At 65.7% G+C, this 24,052-nt stretch carries 18 protein-coding genes; 7 read left to right on the forward strand and 11 right to left on the reverse strand.

The features are described from left to right. Positions 1-222: 222 nt before the first annotated feature. From ABFE16_20520 to ABFE16_20540, 5 genes are all read right to left on the reverse strand, one after another. Positions 223-4,104, reverse strand: coding sequence for a LamG-like jellyroll fold domain-containing protein (locus ABFE16_20520; protein MEN6347687.1), 3,882 nt, complete (start codon positions 4,102-4,104; stop codon positions 223-225). A 36-nt stretch (positions 4,105-4,140) separates the two neighbouring features. Then, positions 4,141-5,598 carry an oligosaccharide flippase family protein gene (locus ABFE16_20525; protein ID MEN6347688.1) on the reverse strand — a complete coding sequence of 486 codons (1,458 nt, stop codon included), beginning with the start codon at positions 5,596-5,598 and terminating at the stop codon, positions 4,141-4,143. A gap of 111 nt (positions 5,599-5,709) precedes the next feature. Then, complete coding sequence (locus tag ABFE16_20530; protein MEN6347689.1) at positions 5,710-6,756, reverse strand: glycosyltransferase family 4 protein; 1,047 nt, start codon at positions 6,754-6,756, stop codon at positions 5,710-5,712. Between the two features lie 33 nt (positions 6,757-6,789). Beyond that, on the reverse strand, positions 6,790-7,893 hold the full coding sequence (locus ABFE16_20535; GenBank protein ID MEN6347690.1) for a glycosyltransferase family 9 protein: 1,104 nt from the start codon (positions 7,891-7,893) through the stop codon (positions 6,790-6,792). Further along, the gene (locus ABFE16_20540) at positions 7,886-8,893 is read right to left on the reverse strand and encodes a glycosyltransferase family A protein (protein MEN6347691.1); all 1,008 of its coding nucleotides are present in this window, start codon (positions 8,891-8,893) and stop codon (positions 7,886-7,888) included. The genes ABFE16_20535 and ABFE16_20540 overlap by 8 nt, the downstream gene beginning before the upstream one ends. 94 nt (positions 8,894-8,987) lie before the next feature. Between ABFE16_20540 and ABFE16_20545 the strand changes: the two genes are divergently transcribed. Together ABFE16_20545 and ABFE16_20550 are read left to right on the forward strand one after the other, a co-directional pair. Then, positions 8,988-10,307 carry an ADP-ribosylglycohydrolase family protein gene (locus ABFE16_20545; protein MEN6347692.1) on the forward strand — a complete coding sequence of 440 codons (1,320 nt, stop codon included), beginning with the start codon at positions 8,988-8,990 and terminating at the stop codon, positions 10,305-10,307. Between the two features lie 163 nt (positions 10,308-10,470). After that, positions 10,471-11,700 carry a hypothetical protein gene (locus ABFE16_20550; protein MEN6347693.1) on the forward strand — a complete coding sequence of 410 codons (1,230 nt, stop codon included), beginning with the start codon at positions 10,471-10,473 and terminating at the stop codon, positions 11,698-11,700. 6 nt (positions 11,701-11,706) lie between these two features. Here the strand turns inward: ABFE16_20550 and ABFE16_20555 are convergent, their stop codons facing one another. The 3 genes from ABFE16_20555 to ABFE16_20565 are packed head-to-tail and all read right to left on the reverse strand — an operon-like array spanning position 11,707 to position 13,403. After that, complete coding sequence (locus tag ABFE16_20555) at positions 11,707-12,369, reverse strand: hypothetical protein (protein MEN6347694.1); 663 nt, start codon at positions 12,367-12,369, stop codon at positions 11,707-11,709. A 9-nt stretch (positions 12,370-12,378) separates the two neighbouring features. Next, positions 12,379-12,627 (reverse strand): hypothetical protein, encoded by a 249-nt coding sequence (locus tag ABFE16_20560; protein MEN6347695.1) that lies wholly within the window; start codon positions 12,625-12,627, stop codon positions 12,379-12,381. A 17-nt stretch (positions 12,628-12,644) separates the two neighbouring features. Next, positions 12,645-13,403: an alpha/beta fold hydrolase gene (locus tag ABFE16_20565; GenBank protein MEN6347696.1), complete on the reverse strand. Its 759-nt coding sequence runs from the start codon at positions 13,401-13,403 to the stop codon at positions 12,645-12,647. Between the two features lie 233 nt (positions 13,404-13,636). On the opposite strand from ABFE16_20565, the gene ABFE16_20570 reads away from it, so the two are divergent. Beyond that, on the forward strand, positions 13,637-14,617 hold the full coding sequence (locus ABFE16_20570; GenBank protein MEN6347697.1) for a class II fructose-bisphosphate aldolase: 981 nt from the start codon (positions 13,637-13,639) through the stop codon (positions 14,615-14,617). Between the two features lie 118 nt (positions 14,618-14,735). Here ABFE16_20570 and ABFE16_20575 read toward each other — a convergent pair whose 3' ends face one another. Beyond that, complete coding sequence (locus ABFE16_20575; GenBank protein MEN6347698.1) at positions 14,736-15,200, reverse strand: hypothetical protein; 465 nt, start codon at positions 15,198-15,200, stop codon at positions 14,736-14,738. A 516-nt stretch (positions 15,201-15,716) separates the two neighbouring features. Between ABFE16_20575 and gap the strand changes: the two genes are divergently transcribed. The 4 genes from gap to ABFE16_20595 all read left to right on the forward strand — a co-directional run bounded on the left by gap (position 15,717) and on the right by ABFE16_20595 (position 21,838). Next, entirely contained in the window at positions 15,717-16,739 is a 1,023-nt protein-coding gene (gene gap, locus ABFE16_20580; GenBank protein ID MEN6347699.1) for a type I glyceraldehyde-3-phosphate dehydrogenase, read from the forward strand. Positions 16,740-16,912: 173 nt separating this feature from the next. After that, a complete protein-coding gene (locus ABFE16_20585) occupies positions 16,913-18,100 on the forward strand; it encodes a phosphoglycerate kinase (GenBank protein ID MEN6347700.1) in 1,188 nt (395 codons plus the stop codon). A 102-nt stretch (positions 18,101-18,202) separates the two neighbouring features. Beyond that, positions 18,203-19,045 (forward strand): triose-phosphate isomerase, encoded by an 843-nt coding sequence (gene tpiA, locus ABFE16_20590; GenBank protein MEN6347701.1) that lies wholly within the window; start codon positions 18,203-18,205, stop codon positions 19,043-19,045. 177 nt (positions 19,046-19,222) lie between these two features. Beyond that, positions 19,223-21,838, forward strand: coding sequence for a PEP/pyruvate-binding domain-containing protein (locus ABFE16_20595; protein ID MEN6347702.1), 2,616 nt, complete (start codon positions 19,223-19,225; stop codon positions 21,836-21,838). 65 nt (positions 21,839-21,903) lie between these two features. On the opposite strand, the gene gdhA is transcribed toward ABFE16_20595, so the two are convergent. Together gdhA and ABFE16_20605 are read right to left on the reverse strand one after the other, a co-directional pair. Beyond that, positions 21,904-23,256, reverse strand: coding sequence for an NADP-specific glutamate dehydrogenase (gdhA, locus tag ABFE16_20600; GenBank protein MEN6347703.1), 1,353 nt, complete (start codon positions 23,254-23,256; stop codon positions 21,904-21,906). Positions 23,257-23,363: 107 nt separating this feature from the next. Next, on the reverse strand, positions 23,364-23,705 hold the full coding sequence (locus ABFE16_20605; GenBank protein ID MEN6347704.1) for a helix-turn-helix transcriptional regulator: 342 nt from the start codon (positions 23,703-23,705) through the stop codon (positions 23,364-23,366). Between the last annotated feature and the right edge of the window lie 347 nt (positions 23,706-24,052).

The raw sequence follows: 24,052 nt of genomic DNA on the forward strand, positions 1-24,052 counted from the left end.
CAAAGTAATCATCGTGGCTTGCATGCGCAAGCTGCTGACCATGCTCAACGCGATCCTGGCGCAAGGTGTACCTTACCACCACCCCACGCCCGAAACGGCTTGACAAACATCACAGTTACTCTCCACGAGCGGCGTTGCGACGCGCCGCTTTGGGAGAGGGGGAACGGCAAAGGCGAAAGGCACCTCGGCCCCTGGTGGTGACTCCTGGCGGTTCTGCGAAGGCTACTTGCGCCAGAGGAGCGCCCAGTCGTGGCCGCTGATGCCCAGGTCGATCTCGCCGCCGGGCTGGACGCTGACGGTCTTCGCCTCGCCGGTGTCGAGGTCGGTGGCTGTGACCTGCACGGCCGCCGGAAGGTTGACCTTGATCTTCAGCGGGCTCTCGGCACGGTCCCGCAGGTACAGATTCACGCGCTCGTCCTTCCAGTTCCTGACCCCGGCGAAGTTCCGTACGTAGGCCAGACCCTCGGCGCCTCCCCTGCGAGCATTCAAAGCCACCTGCCAGCCCGGGCCGACGCTGAGCATCGGTGTTCCCTGCACGGGCCGGTAGGGCGAGAGAGTGCAGACGGTTGGGTAGCCGGTCGCGGTCGGCGTGAAGTCGAAGTCGAGACCCGCGCTCAGGTAGGCCTGATCGTACTGGCCCATCGCCGCGTAGTCACTGCGACCCTCGGGAGTGCGGAAGTACTTGTCGTCGTCCAGCGGATGTGGGACGGCCACCGCGAGCGAAGGCTTCTCGCGCTCCCAGTCGGCCCAGTTGAGACCTGAAGCGATCTGGTTGGCGAGGCGGAACTGCTCGACCTCGTAGCCCCGGGAGTTCCAGAAGAAGCAGCCGGGATTGCCGTTGACGAGGCTGAACCAGATGATGTCGCGCATGAGGTAGCGTCGGTCGGCATCCCGCTCCTGCGGGTAGCGACTCCACTCGTCACCGGCCGATTCGCCGAGCATGCAGACCCCGGCCATGCGACCGTAGCGAGCAAGGATATCGATGGAGGCACCGTAGTCGATCTGCGGCGAGGTCGTCGTGAGGTTCGGATAGATGTGGTAGGTGTAGAAGTCGACGTCGGTCTTCGTCGTCCACCACAACGGGTCGGCGGTGTTGAGGCCTCCGCCGCCGTGGCTGGCACAGATCGGTGTGATCGGATCGACGGAACGGATGACGGCGGCCATGTGATTGGCCCACTCGGCCGGGCAGTTCACCATCTCGTTTTCGAACTCCCAGGAGAACAACTGCGGGTTGTCCTTGAGCAGGCCGACGATCTGGCGCGTGTACTGATCCTGACAAGCGCGGGCGTCGGGATCGGTGTACTTGAGGTCGATGGTATCGAGGAGGCGACGCTCGCGGAGGAAGCGCTGCTGGTAAGCCGGGAGCTGGCTGAGATCACGCCCGGCGAAGTAGGGCAGGCAGAAGGTCTGCAGCGCCTGGAGGTTGTAGTAGGCGGGCTTCGTGTAGTCCTCGTGGATCGTGAGCATGAAGCGGATATCGTGCTTGCGGGCCAGGTCGAGGTAGCGCAGAACCTTCGCGAAGAGCGGCATGTTGACCTGGCCGATGACATCCATGGGCTCCATGCCGCGCGGGGTATGTGCCCGGAGCATGAAGCGCATCGCGGTCACACCCTGACTCGAGAGGAAGTCGAGCCAGTGGTTGAGCTGGTCCTCCGTGGCGTCGACGAAGGAGATCAGACGCCGACCCTCTTCCCCGTTCTCCGGCAGGCCGACCCAGTTCGCATAGAAGCCGCCCAGAGGCAGCCAACCCGGTCCGCCCGCGCCCTTCTGGAAGTAGCCCTTCGGCCCGAGGACGACCGGATCGCGTCGCGGGGTTGAGGCTATCAGGCAGATGGCCGAGGAGGCGCCCGTCAGGCCCTGGTCGTCGCTGACGCGGACCTGGTACACCCAGCGTTTGGCCTCGTCACCGCGCCAGGTTGCGGAGGCTGAGCCCTGCGTCGCAGTGGTCGTTCCGGCGTCAGTCAGGGAGCCGCCCTCGTCAGTGCTCCAGCGCAAGGAACGGACGCCTGCTACCGGGTTGTCGAACTCGTCGACGAGCTGCGCCTGGAGCTTGACCGGAAGCTCGACGGGCCTGAGCGCGAGAACCTGCGTCGGCTCGACGCGATAGTGATGCGGCTCGCCGGGCACCGTGTCGACCTTGACCTCTTCACGGGGCAGTGCGGAGAACTCGGCGACCGCGATCAGGGCATCGGCAGACGCCTGGGCCTTCCGGGAGGCTACGTAGTGCACACGCAGCCTTCCCTGGGCGTCGGTGATTCCGCGTCGGGAAGTGCTGCTCAGGCTGAGGGTGGACTGGGTCGCGAAGGCCTGGAGCTCACCACCGGAGCCCTCGGATAGCTCGACGCGTACAGGTTGCCCGGCGACGCCTCTCCCCTGGGCGTCGGTGAGGGTGACGGTGACATCCTGCGCTGCACCGGCTGCAACACGTGTCTGAGGAAGACTGAGGCGCATCCTCTCGGGCGTCGCGCCGGCGTTCCCGATTGCCTCCACGTGGTCATGCTGCACCGGGACCACGCTGCTGAGGCGGATCCAGTCGATGTCGATATGCGCCGAAGTCTTGTCGGTGGGGTCGATGCGGAAGGCACTCAGCACACCCTTCCAGCGGGCGTCCTTGCGCAGGTCGACCCGCAGGCGCTGCCAACCCGTGCCGGAGACCGGGAAGGAGTAAGTGAAGAGCTGGTCCGTGGTGCCGATGCGGCCGAAGAGCTGCCAGGTGGACTGCTGCACACTCTGGCGTACCCGCATCTCGAGGATGGGATAGCGATCGACATCGAGGGCGATAGCTCGCTGGCCCGGGCCGACCGGTCCCCACATGACTCCCCAGATGAAGTAGGGGTCAGTGTTCACGTCCAGGCTGAGGACACCGTCTTCGACCTTGCGGTTCTGGATGTACTCGGGCTTGTCGCCCCAGGAGTCGATTCCGGCCAGGGAGCCGTCGTTGAAATCCCAGGGCTTGCCGAAGGTGTCGGTGGCGTAATCGGGAGGTGTGAGAGGCGCCGTCGGAGGTGCGGCCGGAGCGCCCAGACGCTGCGACTGCAGCGGGCCGGTGATTCGGTAGGTGGCAGGACGGCAGTAGATCCAGAAGCGGCGTGCCTCACCGGCAGGTACCTCGCCGGACACCTTCCACTCCAGCAGACCGTCCTGGACGGCAGCGGGGATGACCTGCCCGTCGGAGGAGACTACCCGCAGAGAGCCCGGATCGGCGACGGCCGGAGTGCCCAGGGCCGCCAGCTCGCCGCTGATATGCAGCGGGCACTGCACGAAGACCTCGCGTCGCGCCTCGGCTGCAGCGGGCAAGGTGACTGCCGCACGGTAGGGCCAGTCGGCGTTCCACCAGCCGGAGACCTGTCGGGAGGCGACGCCCTCGCTGGTGATCTCGTAAGGGCTGCCTGCTCGGATCGCGGCGACGGCGGTGCTGATCTCCTCGGCTGTGAGCGCGCGACCGTAGAGGTAGACATCATCGACCTCGGCGCCCAGGTAGTCGGGAGAGCCGTCCTGGTCGCGACCGATCGCCATCACGGTGTCGGTTGGCCCGACGGTGAGCTTGATACCCTTGACGAAGGCCACGGCCTTGCCGTCCACGTAGACGGCCAGCTCGGCGTCCTCGCGGCCCGAGTTGATGTTGCGCCAGGTGGCGGCGACATGATGCCATTCCTGGGGCTTCCAGGTGAAGGACTGCGAGGCAATCGCCTGGCTCTTGCCGTCGGAGCCCCAGACGAGGAAGTTGGGGCCCTCGGCGCCGAAGTAGAGACTGAAGCGGTTGAAGTGGTAGGCCTCGGGGATGTCGCGGCTGCCGTAGAGGCAGAAGAGGTAGCGACCGGCGGCTTCCTTCTCGCTCCAGGTGGAGCGGACCCACATCGCGACGGTCCCGGCCTCGGGTCGGAAGTTGCCCTCGACCGCGAACCGGCAGTCGTTGGAGATCGAGGCGGCCTGTCCGCGCAGACCTGGTACAAAGGCCACAGAGGCAGAGCCCGCCTGCACCGCACTTCCCCGGGCAAAGGCGGCATCGGCGGCGCCATCAAAGGGCGCATAGAGGAGCAGGTCGGCAGGCTGAGCGAAGGCGAGGGCAGAGCAGAGGGCGAGCAGAAGGCACACCAGAGGCATGGAGATTCCTCCCACGGGTGTCGGCGGTTGGAGCGATCAGGTCGTGGACTTCCGCAGCAACCGGGCCAGGACCTGCGCGCGCAACTCAGGCGGCGTCAAGGGGAACACGCAGAGCCAGGTGGTCAGGGCAACTGCCGGCAGGGCGACAAAGAGTCGAGGTGTCGCCGGGAGCATCAGCGCAAGGGCCGTCATCAGCAGCAGGCAGCCCATCGCGCAGGCGGTGCGGGAGAGGAAGCGCGGCGGCAGCACGGACCGGAGCGCCCAGCAGGACCACAGGAGGAGGAGAAAGTAGCTCACTGCGTAGCCCAGGGCGTAGGAGAGAGCACCGAGCTGCGGGGCCAGGTAATAGATGATGCCCAGGAGCACGACGGCCCAGAGGAGGTTCTGGGCGAGGCCGAACCAGACCCGTCCCCGCGCGACGATTACCGTGGCCAGCGAAGTGCCCATCGCCGAGGCGGCCGTCCCGAAGGCGAAACCCACGAGCACGGCAGGTGTGCCGGTGAACTCCTTGCCATACCAGGACATGATAATATCGGCCACAAACATGATGGCGACGGAAAGCGGCAGCGCCACCATCAGCGCGGCGGCATGGACCATCTCAAGGACGCGCCGGGAGTCTGCCGGGTCCTGCCGGGCCTCCGTCTGGGCGGAGAGGATGGGCAAGGCTGCCGTCGAGATCAGACCGGGCACCGTCATGATGAGCATCCGCCACTGGGAGGCCGCGTTGACCAGGCCCAGCTCGGCGTACCCATTTTGCTGACGGGCGATGAGGGTGTTCGCGAGCCACATGACGGGGCCGATGAGCGCGCCACTGAGGAAGGCGGGCAAGGAGAAGCGCCACAGGAGCGGGATCTCGTCGCGTATCCGATGACCGCTGACCGCGATGCCTGCCAGGCGGCACTCGCGATGCAGGACGAACTCTCCCGCGAGGCAGGCACACGCATTCGCAAGGCCGATTCCGACAACGGCTCCGGTCAGTCCGTAGTACCACAGGAGGAGGAGGGAAAGCGGGAGACCGAGGAGACCCCGGAGGACGTTGAGCCCGGCGATGGCACGGAAGCGTTCCAGGCCGGAGAGAGCACCCGTCTGCGCCCCACCGAGGGTGCTGAAGAGCAGCAGCAGGCACCCGGCGCGGAGTGCAGTGACGAGGTGCCCGGCGCTGATCACGTCCGCCGCGACCACGGGTGCCAGCAGGTAGAGAGCGGCGCTTGCCAGCACGCCCGACACGAGAGCGGCTCGGATAGACAAGCGGAGCACAGCGCCCGCACGAGCGGGTTCTGCCTTGCGGTACTGGGCCACGTGACGGGTGGCAGTGACCCCGAGACCGGCTCCGGCGAAGACGCCAAAGGTGCCCACGGTGCTGGTGACCATGCCATACTCGCCGAATCCGGACTTGCCCATCATCCGGGCAATGACGACGGAGGTGACCAGGTTCGCCCCCTGGGAGCCGATGAAACCGAGCACCGACCACACAGCGCCGCGGGCAAGTCGCACCCCCGGCGTGTCTCCGTGGAAGGTATCGCGCAGTCTTGCGACCGCGCCCCCTGCTCGCCAAGGGGCCATTAAGCCGTCTCTCGCTTTCTGGAGTAGGAAGGTCGGACTCGCCTAGCCCTCGCGGGCCAGGGCCTTGTGGTAACCGGCCAGCGTAGCCTCGGCAGCATGCCTCCACAGGAAGTGGCTGCGTACTCTCTCCTGCAGCGCGCTGGTCTCCGGCGAACTCTGAAGCGTCCGGAGCACGGCGTCGCGAATCTCCTGCTCGGAGTGGGGCGAGACGTAGGTCGCCAAGTCGGCGAAGTACTCCCGGGTGCAACCGCCGGGGGTGAGGACAAGGGGCGTCCCGGCCAGCGCCGCCTCAAGGGCAACGAGTCCGGGCGTCTCGAGAAGACTGGGCATCAACAGGACTCCGGCTGCCGCGTAGGCGGACTCCAACAGCGGGTCGTCATGCGCAAGCTGACCCAGGAAGTGCATGTTGGGACCAGCTTCGCTGCGACACTGCTCATAGTAGGCTTCGTGCCCCAGGCGTGCCCGGCCGAGGAACACCACCTGCACGTCGCAGTCCTTGAGAGCGCGAAGGGCGGTGAGCTGGTTCTTGCGCGTGTCGAAGGCGCCGACGCACAGCACGAAACCTTGCAGCCCGTAGCGCTCGATGAAGGCCTGCGGCTGCGCCTGCGCAAAGCGTTCGTCGACCCCGTTGGGGACCACGTGGATCCTCTCCGGGGGTATCCCGTAGGCCTCGGTGAGCAGATCGGCCTCGGCCTGCGAGTTCGGGAGTGCCAGGTCGATCAGGCCGAAGGGCGGGCGATGCTCGCCCGGTGTCACCCAATGCCGGCTCTCGGCGAACTGAAGGACGTGGCCGCGGAACCTCCCGCTAAGGGAGAGCCGAGCTGAGGGCCAGACGATCGTCGAGACGACCAGAGCCACTCCGGCGCTCTTGACTGCCGGCCAGAAGCGGTGACCGAAGAGGCTGAAGGAGTGCACCAGAGGATAGTCGGCGACGCGGCTATGCCACAGGTCGAAGAGGTCGACGGTGACTCCGAGGTCCTGCAGCGCACGACGGGTCTGCAGCAGTTGCACTTCCGCACCCCCGGGGTTCTGGTAGGCCCAGTCCTGGGTGTGGAAGAGCACGCGCAGGCTAGTGGAGGGTGCGGTCATGGTGCCTCTCGGACGATATGGATGACGCGGGCGTCAGGAGCCGGAGAGCAGGTCGCGCACGGCCTGTAGCACGTCGCTGACCTCGATCTGCTCCATGCACCAGGCGCCCTGGGGACGCTTGCACTCGGCCAGGGGATCGATCATGCCCTGTGCACAGGGCGCGCAGGGAAGCTGCGCCGACAGCACCCGAGCGCGTCTGTGCAGCGGGTCGGGCCCGGTGTAGGTGGCAAGATTTGGGCCATAGAGCCCGACGACGGCCGTGCCGACGGCTGCCGCGAGATGCACCGGTCCGCTGTCGTTGCCCACACACACATCGACGGCGCTGAGCAGGTCGACCAGGTCGCGCACGTTCGGAGTCAGGATAGCCGTCGCCCCGGCGGCCTTGACGAGTTCCGAGACGACCTCGGCGTCGGCCTCTCCCCCAAGGGCAAGAAGATGAGCCCCGTCCTTCGCCAGTTGCCGGGCCGTCTCGACCACGCGCTCAGCAGGCCAACGTCGGAACCGCCAACTCGCACCGGGATGGATCGCAACTACCGGAGGGCGAAGGCCGAGGCCTTCGAGGCGCTGCCGAGCACGCTCCCGGCGTTCCTCGGTAAGGAGCAGTCGGATTGGGCGCGGCGTCGGGTCACAGTCGAGGAGCTCCATCAGCCGCAGGAAGCCGTGGGCCCGGTGGAGGCCCAGGCTATCGGGCACGGGCACTGTGTCGGTCAAAAGCCAGCGGGGCACGGCATGCCAGCGTCCACCTCCGCCTTCCTCACCCCGACAACCGAGGCGCAGCGGGACTCCCGCCAGCCACACAATCCAGGGCGGGACCTTCCCACCGGCATCGAGCTCGACGTGGGCGTCGAAGCCCTCCTTGCGCAGCCGCGACCAGTAGTCGCGCAAGGCCCGGGCATAGCGCAAGCGTCCGCCCCCGTAGGGAATCGCGGGGACCCAACCACTCAGCCGCGGGTCGTCGTAGAACAGGCTGCCCGCCGCCGGTGAGGTGGCGAAGACGATGCGCGCCTGCGGGTAACGCTGACGCAGGGCATCAATCGCCGGGAGGGCAAAGAGGGAGTCGCCGATGTTGGCGCGCACCTGCACGAACACCCTGGCATCTTCGGGCAAGTAGTGGATTCGGGGCTGCCGATCACTCATGATCGCCCTCACTGGTGCCGACTGCGCGGGTAGCGGCAGTTTGCTCCCGTGCTCCCTCCCAGAAACCTCGCGACCACCACACACAGATCAGCGACATGACGGGAAAGAGAGGCAGGGCCTTCAGCGCCGCCAGGGGTCGCCACTTCAGGAAGCATCCCAGGACTCGCAGCGGGCGTGCCAGGGGAATTGCCAGTACGCTGAGAGGATAGCGCACCATCCACTCGTCCGGCACCGTGGGCAGACGCCGGCGGATCTGAGCACTGGCCCAGCCCAGCTTCCGGGCATGGGGCAGAATCGCTCGCAAGGAGGACCGATTGACATGCGCCAGAGATAGCTGGGGCGCGAACAACACCTTCTCACCCGCAGCCGCCGCTGCCTGCGCGACAATCACATCATCGCCCGGCCACAGGTCCTCCGGGAAGGGCCCGAAGCGGTCCCACAGCTCGCGCTTGAGGGTCACGTTGCAGGTGATCCAGTTGCTGGTCAGCTCCTGCGGGCGGACGTGGTTGAACTCGCGGAATTCGATGTAGAAGTTGGCCAGGCCGAGGAGCCTGCGCGGATTGGCCGGGCGGATTCCGCCGGCGATGGCACCGACCTCGGGATGCTGCCGATGGGCCTCCACCATCCCCTGCGCCCAGCCGGGGTCGACGATGCAGTCCTGGTCCATGAGGCCGAGAATCTGCCCCCGAGCCGCCGCCAAGCCCACATTCCGTGCCCGTGGAGCGGCCGTCTGCTTGTCGAAAGGGAGGAAGCGGACCTGCGGGAAGCGCTCCGGAATCAGCCGGGGCGTCTCATCGCTGGAGCTGTCGACGACGATGACCTCCAGGCCGAAGTCGGTCTCCTGGGCAAGCAGCGCGGCCACGCAGTCGGCAATCACCGGGGCGCCGTTGTAGGAGGGTATCACAACCGAGAGCGTGGGCTCCTGCGTCTCCCCTGGTGCCCTCTTGCCGGGGCTCGCGAGTCCGGTGTCGCCCGTGCTATGTTCGGTGTCGTCGCTCATGGCCGCCCATCACATTTGCGGAGTGTGCGAGGAACCTGCGTGCGGGTGGGGAATTGGACAGGATATCTCGCCATGATAACTGAGGAGACCCGACATGCCAAGTGCCGACACCCTGAAACGACTGGCTCAAGCCGAGTTGGTGCAACTTCGCGAAGAGGGCTGCAGCGTGGACGACCTGCAGGCACTCTATGACGACGCCATCACGCAGCCCGCCGAGGTCATGAAGGCGCGGCTGAAGCAGTTCTTCGCCGAAGCCGCTGCCCGCGAGCCCGAAGCCTGCTTCCCCTACGTCGAGTCGTCCGACCTGGAGGGCATCCGCGCTGCCCGCTCAACCGGACCGCGCAAGCTGTCGGTTTCGGCTGCCCAGGCCCGGGACCGTATCGAGGGAGCCTGGCTCGGACGCACCGCCGGATGCATGCTGGGCAAGCCCGTTGAAGGCTGGAAGCGGTCAGAGATCGAGGCCTTGCTGCGCCATGCCGGGGAGTACCCGCTGGCGGACTACTTCCCCTTTGTCGAGGACGCGCCGGAGGGTATGCGGACCTTCGGCCCGGGTGCCAAGAGCTGCCTGCGCGGTCATATCCGCCGCGGGGAAAGAGACGACGACACCGACTACACGCTTCTCGGCCTCCACGTGATGGAGACCTACGGGCCGGACTTCACGTCGGCGCAGGTCGCTGCGGAGTGGCTCGGGCGCTTGCCCTTCCATCGCGTCTACACGGCCGAGCGGGAGGCCTACCGGAACCTGGTCAACGACGTCATGCCGCCGGACTCGGCGACGCGCAGGAACCCGTACCGCGAGTGGATTGGTGCGCAGATCCGCTGTGACGGCTTCGCTTACTGCGCTCCGGGTTGGCCGGAGAAGGCCGCCGAGTTCGCCTGGCGTGACGCGATCGTCTCGCACACCAAGAACGGTATCTACGGGGAGATGTTCTTTGCCGCGCTGATTGCCGCCTGCATGGCCACCGACGACCTGCACGAAGCGATTGCTGTGGCGCAGGCCGAGGTCCCGGACAACTCGCGCTTCGCCGAGGTTGTGCGGGACACTGTGGCCTGGTGTGCCGAGGATGCGCGGTGGGAGACGACCTGGGAACGCGTGATGGCCAAGTACGGGCACTATCATCCGGTGCACACGCTGAATAACGCCGCGCTGGTGCTCGTGGGCTGCCTGCACGCGAAGGGCGACCTGGGCCAGGCGATCTGCATCGCGGTCATGGGCGGCCTCGACACGGACTGCAACGGAGCCACGGCCGGTTCGGTGATGGGCGCTCTGCTGGGCGCCTCCGGCGTGCCTGCTCAATGGACGGCGCCGCTGCACGATGAGCTGCACAGCGCTCTCGAGGGCATGAACGTGAACCGGATCAGCGACCTGGCGGCGCGGACGGCGAAGGTTGCTGAGCGTGTGCTGGGTGGGTAGCAGCCTGGGGCTTTTCGAGGACCGCGGGGACAGAGTCTGGTCTGCGCCGACTGTGGGGCGAAGCAGATTCTGTCCCCGCTTTGTTTGAGGAGGTGCTTGACAAGGGCGGTGGCGCGGGCTATCATTCGAACACCCATTCGACGAACGATAAGGTGATCACGCCATGCTCCGTCGCCAGATCCTCCACCTGCGTCTCCGTGGCCTTTTCACCGCCGTCCAGGCACGTGAGCAACCGCTCCTGCTGGGCCAGCCCTTCGCTATCGCCTCGAACACGCCGGGAAGCCGTCTGCTGGACGTATCGCCGGGTGCGCTGCGTCTGGGGCTCGTCCCGGGTATGGCGGTCTGGCAGGCCAAGACGATGCGGCCGGACCTGATCCTGGCGCCACCGGACCTAATGGCCTACGAGGCGGCCTACGGTCGGGTGCTGGAGACCTTACTGCGGTTCACGCCGCAGGCGAAGCCTCACGGATTGGCAGAGGCCTTCCTTGATGTGACAGCCAGTCTGCGGCTGTATGGCGGTCGGGAGAAGCTTGCACAGAGCCTGCGCGAAGCGGTTTGCGAAGCGGCTGAGGCGTGCCTGTGGGAGACCTCGGGCGCTGACAGGTGGCCCGGTGAGGTGCCCTACTCGGTGACGCTGGGCCTGGGGCCGAATCTGCTTCTCGCGCGGATCGCGACCTTACTGGCTGATCCGGGGACGACCTATCCGCTGTTCCCGCAGCAGCCTGCGGAGGAGCTGGCGGGGCTGCCCCTGGACTACCTGTGGCTGGTCGAGGCCGGGCAGCGCCAGCGGCTGGCCCAGATGGGTGTCCACACCTTCGGGCAGTTGCAGATGATCCCCTCGTTGCTGCTGCGGCGGGAGTTCGGCGATGCTGGAGAGGTAATGTTCGAGGCGGCCCGGGGTCGCGATGAGACACTAGTCCCGGTCTACGAGGCCGGGGATACGGCGCTCATGATCCGCCACCACACGGACCTGCCCCGACCGCTGCGGCAATTCAGCGCCCTGCGGCTGGCGGGCCTGGCCCTGGCCGACCGGCTGGCTCACTCGCTGCAGTCGCGTGGGCAGTCGGCGCGAAGGCTGCGGGTGACGCTGACGCTGGTGGATCGGCGACGACTGGATCACACGGTCGATCTGGACGCAGCTACCGACGACCAGGGAGCTTTGCGCAGCCGGGTGGAGGAGGCGCTGTCGGTGATGCACCTGGGAGCGCAGAGCTGTGTGAGCTTTGAGGTTGCGGCGAGCGAACTGCAGCAGGGACCCGGGCCACGCCAGCTATCCCTCTTCGAGGAGCGGCCGCTGCGCGAGCCCAACCTGGCAGAGGCGAAGGATCGTGTCAGTCGCAAGCTCGGCGAGAAGGCTCTCGTGGCAGGCTCGGTGGCGAACACGACCTTGTGAGCGGGATCATCGGCCGGGGATTGCATACACGAGCGCGTTGCCCTGCTTGCCGACCTGCTTGATGGCGCCCATCTCGCGCAGGGCGTAGACCATCCGACCGGCCACGCGGTTCCGCAGGCCGGTGGCCTGCATGAGGTCGCGCACCGTGAAGGCTTTCGGGAGGTCAGTGGGGAGAAGTCGGCGGAAGTCGGTGGGGCGCTCGAAGCGCTCGACCTGCACCACTTCGACCAGCTCGCGGCCGACGAGCGAGACGCCCTTGCGTCGCCAGCTCCCCTTGCCGTCGTCACAGCGGTACTCGCGCTCCACGGTCAGCACGACCTCCAGAGAGAGGTTGCGCCGGCGCAGGAGGCGGCCCAGGTAGACCAGCTCGTCGAAGACCTCGTAGACCGACCCGTGCTTGGGCGAGCGACGGGCAGAGCGCTGTGCACCCGTCTCGGGGTCAACCCGCACGACGATCTTGGTCGCGGCGACGGGATGAATGAGGACGACGGGGTAGTGGGCGCAGAGCTTGTCGAGCTTGTCCCGGATCGAGACGAAGGAGCCGGTCTGGACCTCGTAAACGACGCCATCGCGGAGGACATCGGCCTTGTAGCCGTCGACCTCGGCTTCGAGCCGGCCGTCATCACCGGCGTAGTAGCTTTGCAGGGCAAGGTGCAGATCAGTGGGCACGGCGGTCTCTCACTCTCGGGTCGGCGTCGTCGGCAGCAGCGAGACCCGTTGCCGCAGATCGTGGCAAAGCACATGGCAGGACTGGAGGTTCGAGGTGGCCGCCTCGTCACGGACGCTCACGTGCAGACCTTCGAGCACACGACGCGCGGTCTCCTGGGCCTTGGCGAGGGAGACCGGGTCGGTGTACTCCAGCACCAACTCCATCCGGATCGTGTGGCGCGCTGAGTTGAGGAAGGGCGACGGTCGCCGCGTGGGCACGGGTATCTCCTGGGAGGCTAAGGTTTGCGCGTCCCTGAGGGCTCTCGCAGGAACTCCTGTCGCAGGAAGCGCGTGATCTCCGTTACGGCCGCCTGGAGGTCGGCACTGGTTGCGAAGAAGTGGTCGACGCCGGGCAGCGGCACGACCGTGCAGTGAGCCCCGGCGGCGTGGTCTGCGATGAGCCGATGGATCGTGTCGAGGCTGCTGATGGTGTCCAGCGCCCCTGTGACGAAGAGCGTCGGGAAGCTGATGCGCGTGAAGTAGTTGTGAGCGGCGGAGCTCTCCGTGACCGGCACCGGGAAGCCCAGACAGGCGCAGCAGAGGACCTTCTGGTCGCGAGCACAGGCCTGGAGTCCGACCCAGGAGCCGAAGGAGTAACCCACCAGCGCCACGCGACGGGTATCCACGCCGGGGCGACTCCGGAGCAGATCCAGGGCGCCCAGGCAGTCCTGGACCTCGCCTACACCGGCCTCGAAGGCCCCGGTGGACTCGCCCACACCGCGCAGGTTGAAGCGCAGAGTGGCCCAACCGGCTGTCTGGCATGCTTGTTGCAGGGCACCAACGACAGGGACGCTCATACTGCCGGCGTAGCGCGGGTCGGGGTGGCAGATCACCACAGCGGGCACCGGGTCAGGGCTCGTGGGGACCTGGAGCAGGCCCTCGAGCTTGAGGGCGGCGTCCGACCGTGGGGAGAAGTGCACCGGCTGTTCCGGGGTCGCCTCAGCAGCCTGAGCGGTCAGGGCATAGCAGGCAAGGGCCAGCGTCAGAAGCGCCATGCTCGGGTTGTCTCCCTCGCTGCACCGGGAGGGCAGCCTGGTTGTTCGTGGGTGGAGTCGTCCGCACCACGTTCCGACATCGCAAGGCGAAGGCCCAGGGAGAAGGCCGGACGGCCGTTCTGGTTGACGCGGTGTGCCGCATATAATAACATAAGGTGTCACGTGTTCTGGGTGGGAATCGCTGCACCGCCCCCTGGGAAGCATAAGTCTACTGGCTAAGGAGTGTTGGAGATATGCCGCTTGTAACCTCGTACGAGCTTCTTCGGCCCGCTCTGGAGGGCGGGTACGCCGTCGGCGCGTTCAACGCCAATAATCTCGAATCAGTGAAGGCCGTCATCGACGCCTGCACTGAGAGGGAAGCCCCGGTCATCCTGCAGGTCAGTCAGGGCGCCATCAAGTACGCGGGTCTGGAAGAGGCGACTGCTCTGGTCACCGCCGCCGCCGAGAAGACGCCGATCCCCGTCGCCCTGCACCTGGACCACGGCACCAGCTACGAACAGAACGTGCAGTGCCTGCGCGCCGGCTTCACCTCCCTGATGTATGACGGTTCCAAGGAGCCTTTCGAGACCAACATTGCCGTCAGCGCCGACATCATTCGCATGGCCCACGCCTGCGGCATCCCCGTTGAGTGCGAACTTGGTCTCATTCCGAAAATCGAGGACTACCTGACCGAAGAGCAGATGAAGCCGCTGCGCGAGGGCAAGGCTGCGTCCGTCCTCGAGCTGCTCTCCGAGGAGCAGGTGCAGAAGCTCTACGCCAACAGCACCAACCCGGATCAGGCTCTGGAGTTCAAGGAGCGCACCGGCTGCGACAGCATGGCCGTCGCCATCGGCGCAATCCACGGCATGACCGGCCGCGGCTCCAAGCTCGACTTCGAGCTGCTGCAGAAGCTCATGGACAAGGTCGGTCTGCCCTTCGTCCTGCACGCAGCGTCCGGTATCCCCCTCGACCAGATGCAGAAGGCCTGCCAGATGGGCGTGTGCAAGGTCAATGTCGCCACCCGCATCAGCATGGCACTCCTGCAGGGCACCCGCGAGCGCCTCGATGCCAAGCCGGACGAGAAGGACTTCCGCAAGGTCTTCGACCTGGCCATCGATCGGATGAAGGAAGTCGTCTTCGAGTACGTCGACCTGTTCGGTTGCGCCGGCAAGGCCGGTTCCGGCTGGACCTGCGGCCCGAAGGCAGCCAAGATCACCAAGGAGTCCCCGGAGTAGATCGGGTCTCCCTGAGACGTCCCCTCAGACGGGCAGGAACTTCTCCTGCCCGTCTTTTCTTTGTATGGAGGGCGGGAGTCAACACGCGGCACGGGCAAGCAGTAAGGCCGAAGGGTGCTCAGACGTCCTCGAAGAGTCGGAACTGGTCGCGAGGGGCCACGTTGTGGAGCTCTCGCAGGTGCCGCTGGGACACGCGGAGGAGACGGTCGAGGCGGAGAGGGTCCCAGACCTGTATGCCCTCGCCGAGGGCCAGTAGAAGGACCTCGCTGTCGGCGCCGATCCCGGCCCACTCACGGTGCAGGTGCGGCAGCAGTAGCCGCCCGCGCTCGTCCAGCCCATCCTCCACATAGGTCGAGGCCAGGAGGCGGTAGAGCTCGCCGCTCTGATGATGCTGCTGGGAGCAGGTGAGCAAGTCCTGCAGGAGCGCCTGGGAGCACGCTGCCGGCGTGAGAAGGACACTACCGGAGATGTCGGCAGCCAGTCCGACACGAGGGCCCAGCGCATCGCGCAGGTTCTGCGGCAGTACCACTCGTCCGGCGTCGAGACGCCGCTGGAACAAGGTCCGGCAGCGCGGCTCGCTCATGAGTAGCCCCTCCTGCCGGGTTCTTCTCCGGGCAGTCGCGATCGACCTGCGCAGCCCGGCGGACGGTGGCACGGGCTTTGCAGGGATGTCCCAGGGGCCTGGGGCTTCCGGGCTTCGTGTTGGCGGCGGGTACCGGACCTTTGTACCTTGCGCAGAGGGGACAGTCCCACCTTGCGCAGGGCAGTGCGTCAATTGACTCCGCGGGGCCCTTTTGCTATAGTCCTTCTGTTCCGGTGGGTCCTTCCGGGACGCAAGTTGGTTGACAGGTCGGCGTCCAGTCATTATAATGATTATACTGACTGGTTTGCTGAGGGCAGCGCAAGGTGGAACCGGAGGGTTTTCTGGTGCCGGTAGGTGTGGGTGGGAGAGCTGCCGAAGTTTGGGTAGTGGGGACTGCGGTGGGGGTCATCCGCGAGGCCCTGGCCGGGTGGGATGGTGTTACTCGCGGGAATTGCGTTGTGACAGGCGCGTGCGCGCGTTGGCGTAGCACGTTGCGCTAAACTAGGAGGGATGCACGTGGCGACAAAAGTCGGTATCAATGGTTTTGGCCGCATCGGCCGACAGGTCTTCAAGGCGCTCTGGGAGCGCTTCCGTGGCGACATCGAGGTCGTAGCCGTTAACGACCTGACGGATGATGCGACGCTGGCACATCTGCTCAAGTACGACAGCATCTACGGCAAGTTCCACGGCAAGATCGAGGTCGGCGAGGGCTGCTTCATCGTCGACGGCGTGAAGATCAAGAGCGTTGCCGAGCGCGACCCGGCACAGCTTCCGTGGGGCGAACTCGGTGCGGAGATCGTTCTCGAGTCCACCGGCCGCTTCACCGACGCAGACAAGGCCAGTGCGCACCTCCAGGCCGGCGCGAAGAAGGTCGTCATTTCCGCCCCGGCTAAGGGCGAGGGCGTCAAGACGATCGTTCTGGGCGTCAACGACGAAGAGTACTGCCCGAAGAGCCACAACCTTGTCTCGAACGCGTCCTGCACCACCAACTGCCTGGCGCCGATGTGCAAGGTTCTCCTCGACAACTTCGGTATCGAGAACGGCCTGATGACCACGATCCACAGCTACACCAATGACCAGGTCATCCTTGACTTCCCGCACAAGGACCTGCGCCGCGCCCGCGCCGCAGCTCTGAACATGATCCCGACGACCACCGGTGCCGCCAAGGCCATCGGCGAAGTCCTTCCGGCCCTCAAGGGCAAGATGCACGGGTATGCGATGCGCGTCCCGACCCCGACCGGTTCGGTCACGGACCTCACCGTCAACCTGAGCAAGGCCGCGACGGCCGACGAGATCAACGCAGCCTTCAAGGCCGCTGCTGAGTGTGGCCCGCTGGCCTCCGTGCTCGACTACACCGATGAGCCGATCGTCCTCAGCGACATCGTTGCGTCGCCGGCTTCCTGCACCTTCGACTCCGGCTTCACCTGCGTGCTTGGCGACAAGTTCGTCAAGATCATCGGCTGGTACGACAACGAGTGGGGCTACAGCAACCGCGCCGCCGAGCTCATGGCCAAGATGGCCTCCATGGGCATCGGATAGGCATGACCCCCTCTCCGCGGTCCCGGTGTCGCCCTCAAGGCGTGCAGGGACCTGCGGGTGGTAGCCAACCAGAGACGACACATCGGGGCGAGGCCGACTGGCCTCGCCCCCTTTGTACACGCTGCCATGGCTCAGAGTAGAAGGGCTCACTTCACAAGAGGAGCGTGAGATTCTTGGCCACGAAGACCCTCAAGGATGTTGACCTGACCGGCAAGACCGTATTCGTGCGCGTAGATTTCAACGTCCCGCTGGACGGCGCTCAGATCACTGACGACACTCGCATCCGTGCCGCACTTCCGACGATCCAGCACCTCAGCGGTTCCAAGCTCGTACTGGCCTCGCACCTCGGCCGCCCGAAGGGCAAGAGGAAGCCCGAGGAGAGCCTGGCGCCCTGCGCTGCACGGCTGAGCGAGCTTCTGGGCAAGCCCGTGACCTTCGTCACCGACTGCCTCGGCCCGGAGAAGGAGGCCGCCATCGCCGCCATGAAGGACGGCGACGTCATCCTTCTCGAGAACACTCGCTTCTATCCGGGCGAGGAGTCCAAGGACAAGGACGAGATGATGGCCTTCGCCAAGCAGCTCGCCGCAGGCTGCGAGGCGTACGTGAATGATGCCTTCGGCAGCAGCCACCGCAAGCACGCCTCGGTCTACGGTGTGCCCAGCCTGCTCAAGCCCGCCGTCATGGGCTTTTTGGTGGAGAAGGAAGTCAAGGCTCTCGGCGGCGTATACAACGCCGGCCAGGAAGGCTTTGTTGTGGTGCTCGGTGGCGCGAAGGTCGATGAGAAGATCAACGTCATCAAGAGCCTGCTTCCGCGCTGCGAGAAGATGCTCATCGGTGGCGCAATGGCCTGGGCGTTCTTGAAGGCCAAGGGCATGGAGATCGGCGTCTCCTACTGCCCCGAAGGAAGCCCGGAGGCGGCTGCCGACGTCCTTGCCACCATGGGCGAGCACCTGAGCAAGCTGACGCTGCCGGTGGATGTGAACGCGCAGAACGTGCAGGGCGACCACTCGCTGGCGTACCTGACCGCCGACGGCATCCAGCCCGGCTGGGATGCAATGGACATTGGCCTTGAGACCCGCAAGGCCTACGCCGACGTCGTTCGCACTGCCAAGACCGTGTTCTGGAATGGCCCGATGGGCAAGTTCGAGGACAAGCCCTTCGACGAGGGCACCCTGGCAGTCGCCCAGGCCATGGGCGAGTGCGCCGGCTTCAACGTTGTCGGCGGCGGCGACTCCGTGGCGGCCATCACCCAGATGGGCCTCGCCGATAAGATGGATCATGTCTCGACCGGCGGCGGCGCGTCGCTGGAGTACCTTGAGAGCGGCAGCCTGCCCGGCATCGAGGCCCTCGATCAAGCCTAGGCCCCGGCCGCCGAATTGTTGTCGCAGACCTGAGTTGTCATCACAATCCGTCGCCGTCCCGACAGCGGTTGGTTCGGCGCAATCCTGGAGGTTTGTCCCACTATGCGTACCCCGATCATGGCTGGAAACTGGAAGATGAACTGCACCAATGACGAGGCCTGCGCCCTTGCCTGTGCCGTGAAGGAGCAGGCCGGCGGCATCACCGGCGCCGAGGTCATCCTCTGCACCCCGGCGACCGCACTGAGCACCGTTGCCAAGTGCGTTGAGGGCAGCGCGATCGAAGTCGGCGCCCAGAACTTCTTCTGGAAGGACCACGGTGCCTACACTGGCGAGATCTCCGCGAAGATGATCCAGTCCACCGGCGCGCAGTGGGTCATCCTCGGTCACTCTGAGCGGCGCGGTCGCTTCGGCGTTGCCGAAGAGGGCATGACCGACGAGCTGCTCAAGGTCTTCGGCGACAGCGATGCCAGCGTCAACGTGAAGCTGCAGGCCGCCCTTTCCGCCGGTCTCAAGCCGATCGTCTGCTGCGGCGAGACCCTTTCCGAGCGTGAAGCCGGCAAGGCCGACGAGGTCATCTCCGGCCAGGTCCGCGCGATGTTCGAGGGCATCTGCTCCTGCTGCCTGGCGAGCATGGTCATCGCCTACGAGCCGGTCTGGGCCATCGGCACCGGCAAGGTCTGCGACGCCGAGGAAGCCGATCGCGTCTGCGGCGTCATCCGCTCCGTCGTCGCCGAGGTCGCCGGTGAGGCTGCGGGCGCCAACATGCGCATCCTCTACGGTGGCTCCATGAAGCCGGAGAACGTTGAGGGTCTCATGGCCAAGCCGAACATCGACGGTGGTCTCGTCGGTGGCGCCGCACTCAAGGCCGACTCCTTCGTCGCGCTGATCAACGCTGCCAAGAAGTCCGCCGCCGGTGGTTGCTGCTGCTGCTGCTGCAAGAAGTAGGGTCGCCGCAACCGATCCGATAGGCATACTCGACGGGCCACCTGCTAACAGGTGGCCCGTTTGCTATGGCAAAGGCAGCACGTCGTGGCTGTTGTGTGCGGCTGTGGGGTGTGCTACCTTGGTCTCGTGGTGGCACGGTCCTGATTGCTGGCGATGCCGCAGAGGAGGTTAGCCCGTATGTTGCCCAGTCGCACGAATCTCAGTACCGGCCTCCCGGGCCTGGACAAGGTCCTCAAGGGCCTGTTGGCAGGCGACAATGTGGTCTGGCAGCTCGACTCGATCGACGACTACCAGGCCTTCGTCGAGCCCTTCGTCCAGACGGCCGTGGCCCAGGAGCGCACGGTCATCTACTTCCGGTTTGCCAAGCACCAGCCACTGGTCGCCGACGGACTGGGTGCCCAGATCTGTGAACTGCACCCCGAGGCGGGCTTCGAGACCTTCATCAGCGAGGTTCGCCACACGATTCGGGCGGCCGGTCGCGGCGCCTACTACGTCTTTGACTGCCTCTCCGACCTCGCCGTGGACTGGTACAGCGACCAGATGCTGGGCAACTTCTTCATGCTCACCTGCCCGTACCTGTTCGATATGGAGACGATTGCCTACTTCGGGCTCCTGCGCAACAACCACTCCTCCCACGCCACCGAAGCGATCTCCAACACCACACAGCTTCTGCTCGATGTCCTGCGGTCCGAGGGTCGGCTGTACGTGCACCCGCTGAAGGTACAGCACCGGTACTCGCCGACGATGCACATGGTCCATATCTGGGAGGACGACGAGTTCACGCCCGTCACGCAGAGCGCGACAATCTCGCACGTGATGACCGGCATGGAGTGGCTGCAACTGGACTCGATGAGCTTCCAGCTCGGGGTCTGGAACCGGGCCTTCCTGCAGGCGCTGGAGATCATGAACCCGGTGCACGGGGAGAGCTGCGACCTGGTTCAGGCCAACGAACTGCAGGGGCGCTTGCTGCGGATGGCCGTCTCACGGGATGAGCGGATGCTGGAGCTGATCCGCAAGTACCTGTCGCTGGGCGAGGTGCTGGACATCGGCAAGCGCATGATCGGCACCGGACTGATTGGCGGCAAGACGGTCGGGATGCTGCTGGCCCGCGCGATCCTCAAGCACAGTGATGAGCGCTGGGAGCAACTGCTCGAGCCCCACGACTCCTTCTACATCGGCTCCGACGTGTTCTACACCTACCTGGTGCGCAACGGGATCTGGTGGGTGCGCGAAGGGCAGCGGGACCCGGAGAATTACCTCGACGACGCCTCGATGGCTCGCCAGCGAATGCTCACGGGCACCTTTCCGGAGTCCCTCGTGAAGCAGTTTGAGCAGATGCTGGACTACTTCGGCCAGTCGCCCTACATCGTGCGCTCCAGTAGCCTGCTGGAGGACGCCTACGGGAACGCCTTCGCGGGGAAGTACGACAGCGTCTTTTGTGTGAATCAGGGCCCGAGGCAGCAGCGTCTCGACGACTTCCTCGCTGCGGTCCGCACGATCTACGCCAGCTCGATGAGCGACAAGGCCCTGACTTATCGGGCGCAGCGCGGTCTGCTGGACCGGGACGAGCAGATGGCCCTGCTGGTGCAGCGAGTCTCGGGCGACCGGTACGGAGAGCTGTTCTACCCGCAGATTGCCGGCGTCGGCCTCTCCTACAACCCCTATGTGTGGAGCAGCTACATCGATCCACAGGCCGGCGTGCTGCGGCTCGTGTTTGGCCTCGGGACGCGCGCCGTCGATCGCTCCGATGACGACTACACGCGGGTCGTTGCGCTCAATGCGGCCGAGCGGCGGCCGGAGTCGGACTTCGATGAGGTGCGGCAATACTCCCAGCGCCGCGTCGATGTGCTGGATGTCGAGGCCAACCATCACGCGTCCTATGATCTGGCCGAGGTGGTGCAGGCCAGTGGCGGGCTGCCGCTGGAGCTTCTGATGTCTCGCGACCAGGAGCGGGAGAGGCGCGCGGCCCAGAGAGGGATGAAGGTCGACTTCCCCTGGGTGCTGACCTTCGAGCGCCTGTTCAAAGAGACCAACTACGTCGACGACATGCGGAGGATGCTGCAGACCCTTCAGGAAGCCTACGAGTACCCGGTGGAGGTGGAGTTCACGACGAACTTCCTCGCCGACGGCAGCTACAAGGTCAACCTGCTGCAGTGTCGGCCGTTGCAGGTGAAGGGTGGTGGGCCGGTCAGCGATCCGCCGACGGGCCTGGACCCCGCGCAGACCGTGCTTGAGGCTCACGGTGCCGTCATCGGTCAGAGCCGGGTGACCTCGGTCGACCGCATCATCTACGTGTCGCCCTCGGTGTACGGACAGCTTCCGATCCCCGACCGCTACGAGATTGCGCGACTGATCGGGCGTCTATGCCACCTCAAGGAGCCCGGAGAGCCCCGGAAGGTACTGCTGATGGGACCGGGACGCTGGGGGACGACGACGCCCTCGCTGGGAGTGCCCGTCTCCTTTTCGGACATCAGCACGGTGTCCTTCCTGTGCGAGATCGTTGCGATGCGCGAGGACCTGGTGCCCGATATGTCGCTGGGGACGCACTTCTTCAACGAGCTCATCGAGATGGACATCCTCTACATGGCGCTGTTCCCGACGCGGGCGGGCAACTACCTGAACCGGACGCTCCTGGAGCGGCTTCCGAGCCGGCTGTCGAGCATGGTGCCCGAGGCTGTGAAGTGGCCGGAGGCGGTGCGCGTGATCGAGGCGGCCGACCTCCCGCACGGTCGTGCCCTGCACCTCAACGCCAACGCCCCGCAGCAACGAGTAGTCTGCTACCTGGAGCCCTGATACGAACAGCCCCCGGAGAGGGATTCCGGGGGCTGCGGGGCTGTACGGCAGAGATTGCGGGGGAACTAGAGGATGCCCTGGGCCAGCATGGCGCGGCCGACCTTCAGGAAGCCGGCGATGTTGGCGCCCATGACCAGGTTGTCGGCATGGCCGTACTGCTCAGCGGCCTCGGAGCACTGCTCGTAGATACTGTCCATGATGCGGTGCAGGCGCGCGTCAACCTCGTCGAAGCCCATGTTCAGGCGCATGGAGTTTTGGCACATCTCGATGGCGCTGGTGGCGACGCCGCCGGCATTGGCGGCCTTCGCCGGGCCAAAGGGAACGCCGCCGTCGAGGAACAGGCGAACCGCTTCCGGCGTGGAGGGCATGTTGGCTCCCTCACCGACCGCAAGGCAGCCGTTGGCGATGAGCTGGCGAGCAGCGTCGGCGTCGAGTTCGTTCTGGGTGGCGCAGGGAAGGGCGACGTCGCAGGGGACTGACCAGATGCTCTCGCAGCCCTCGTGGAATTCGGCAGCCGGGTGATCGGCGACGTACTCCTTGATGCGGCCGCGCTCGACCTCTTTGATGCGCTTGACGGTGTCGAGCTTGATGCCCTCGGGGTCGTAGATGTAGCCGTTGCTGTCGGAGACGGCGACGACTTTGGCACCGAGCTGCTGGGCCTTCTCGGTGGCGTAGATGGCCACGTTGCCGGAGCCGGAGACGACCACGTTGAGGCCGTTCCAGTCCTTTCCCTGAGCTTGCAGCAGGCGCGTCACGAAGTACACGAGGCCGTACCCGGTGGCCTCAGTGCGTACCAGGGAGCCGCCCCATTCGAGGCCCTTGCCGGTGAGGACGCCGGTGAACTCGTTGGCGAGGCGCTTGTACTGGCCGAAGAGGAAGCCAACCTCGCGACCGCCGACGCCGATGTCGCCGGCGGGAACGTCGGTGTCGGGGCCCACGTGGCGGAAGAGCTCGCTCATGAAGCTCTGGCAGAAACGCATGACCTCGGAGTCACTCTTGCCCTTGGGGTCGAAGTCGCTGCCGCCCTTGGCGCCCCCGATGGGGGTGGTGGTGAGAGCGTTTTTGAAGATCTGCTCGAAGCCAAGGAACTTGATGATGCCCAGGTAGACGGAGGGGTGGAAGCGCAGTCCACCCTTGTACGGGCCGATGGCGCTGTTGAACTGGACGCGGAAGCCACGATTGACCTGCACCTCGCCGCGATCGTCCTGCCACGCGACACGGAATATGATCTGGCGCTCCGGTTCGACCATGCGCTCGAGGACCTTCGCCTTCGCGAATTCCGGGCTCTTCTCGACGACGAAGGCCACGGACTCGGCCACCTCATGTACTGCCTGATGGAACTCGGGCTCCCCGGGGTTTCGAGCGTACACGGTCTCCATAACCTGATCGACGTACGATTGTGCCATCCTCAGTATCATCCCTTCATGGGTCCGACGCGCTTGCCTATTTGGCGGATTGGGTCAGCGAACCAGCGGTTCGGTATCTTCCGATCTTGCGACGCCCGGAGCGGGTTCAGGGTTCAGGGCTAGCCGGCCCCTGACTCCTGGGCTTTGGCAACGGCCTCCTGGTAGCGATCCAGGTATGTATCGAGGGCGGCTCTGCGGTGGCGAAGCAGATCGGCCCACAGGGTCAAGGACTTGCGCCCCAGCTCGGTCAGTTGATAGCGGCGACGGGGCGCCCGTGTGCCGGCGGTATCCCAGACGGAGCGGACCTGCCCATGGGTCTCCAGCCAGCGCAAGGTCCGGTACACCGCGGCGCCATCGACCTCGGACTCGGTCAGCGCCATCCGCTCGATCTCCTCGCGGAGCTCATAGCCGTGAGCGACGCCGCGCTCGAGCAGCAGCAGGAGGATGGAAGGTTCCATCATCCGCGTCTGACGGCGGCTTTCTGGGGGCCGAATCGGGTCCTGCGAGGAGGCGCCTGGCATTAGGGTGTTCCACACACTTATGTGTTTCAGACATCTAAACAGTTGCCACAGTTATTATAGCGAACTGCCCACCCGCTGGCAAGCACTCTTCCTCACAACCGCACTAACCAGCTCTCCACGCAGTGGCGAGGGGGAGAACGACAAAGGCGACGGCGAAAGGCACCTCGCCCAAGGAGTGAAAGGTGAAGGGCGGGGGCAAGGCCCCGGTGCCGGAAGTGGGTAGGAGTCAGGCCCAGAGGGGCTTGTTTCTTCTGGGCCCATGCTTTAGTCTGTAGGTTACGATCCCG

Source organism: Armatimonadia bacterium (assembly GCA_039679385.1).
GTDB lineage: Bacteria > Armatimonadota > Zipacnadia > Zipacnadales > JABUFB01 > JAJFTQ01.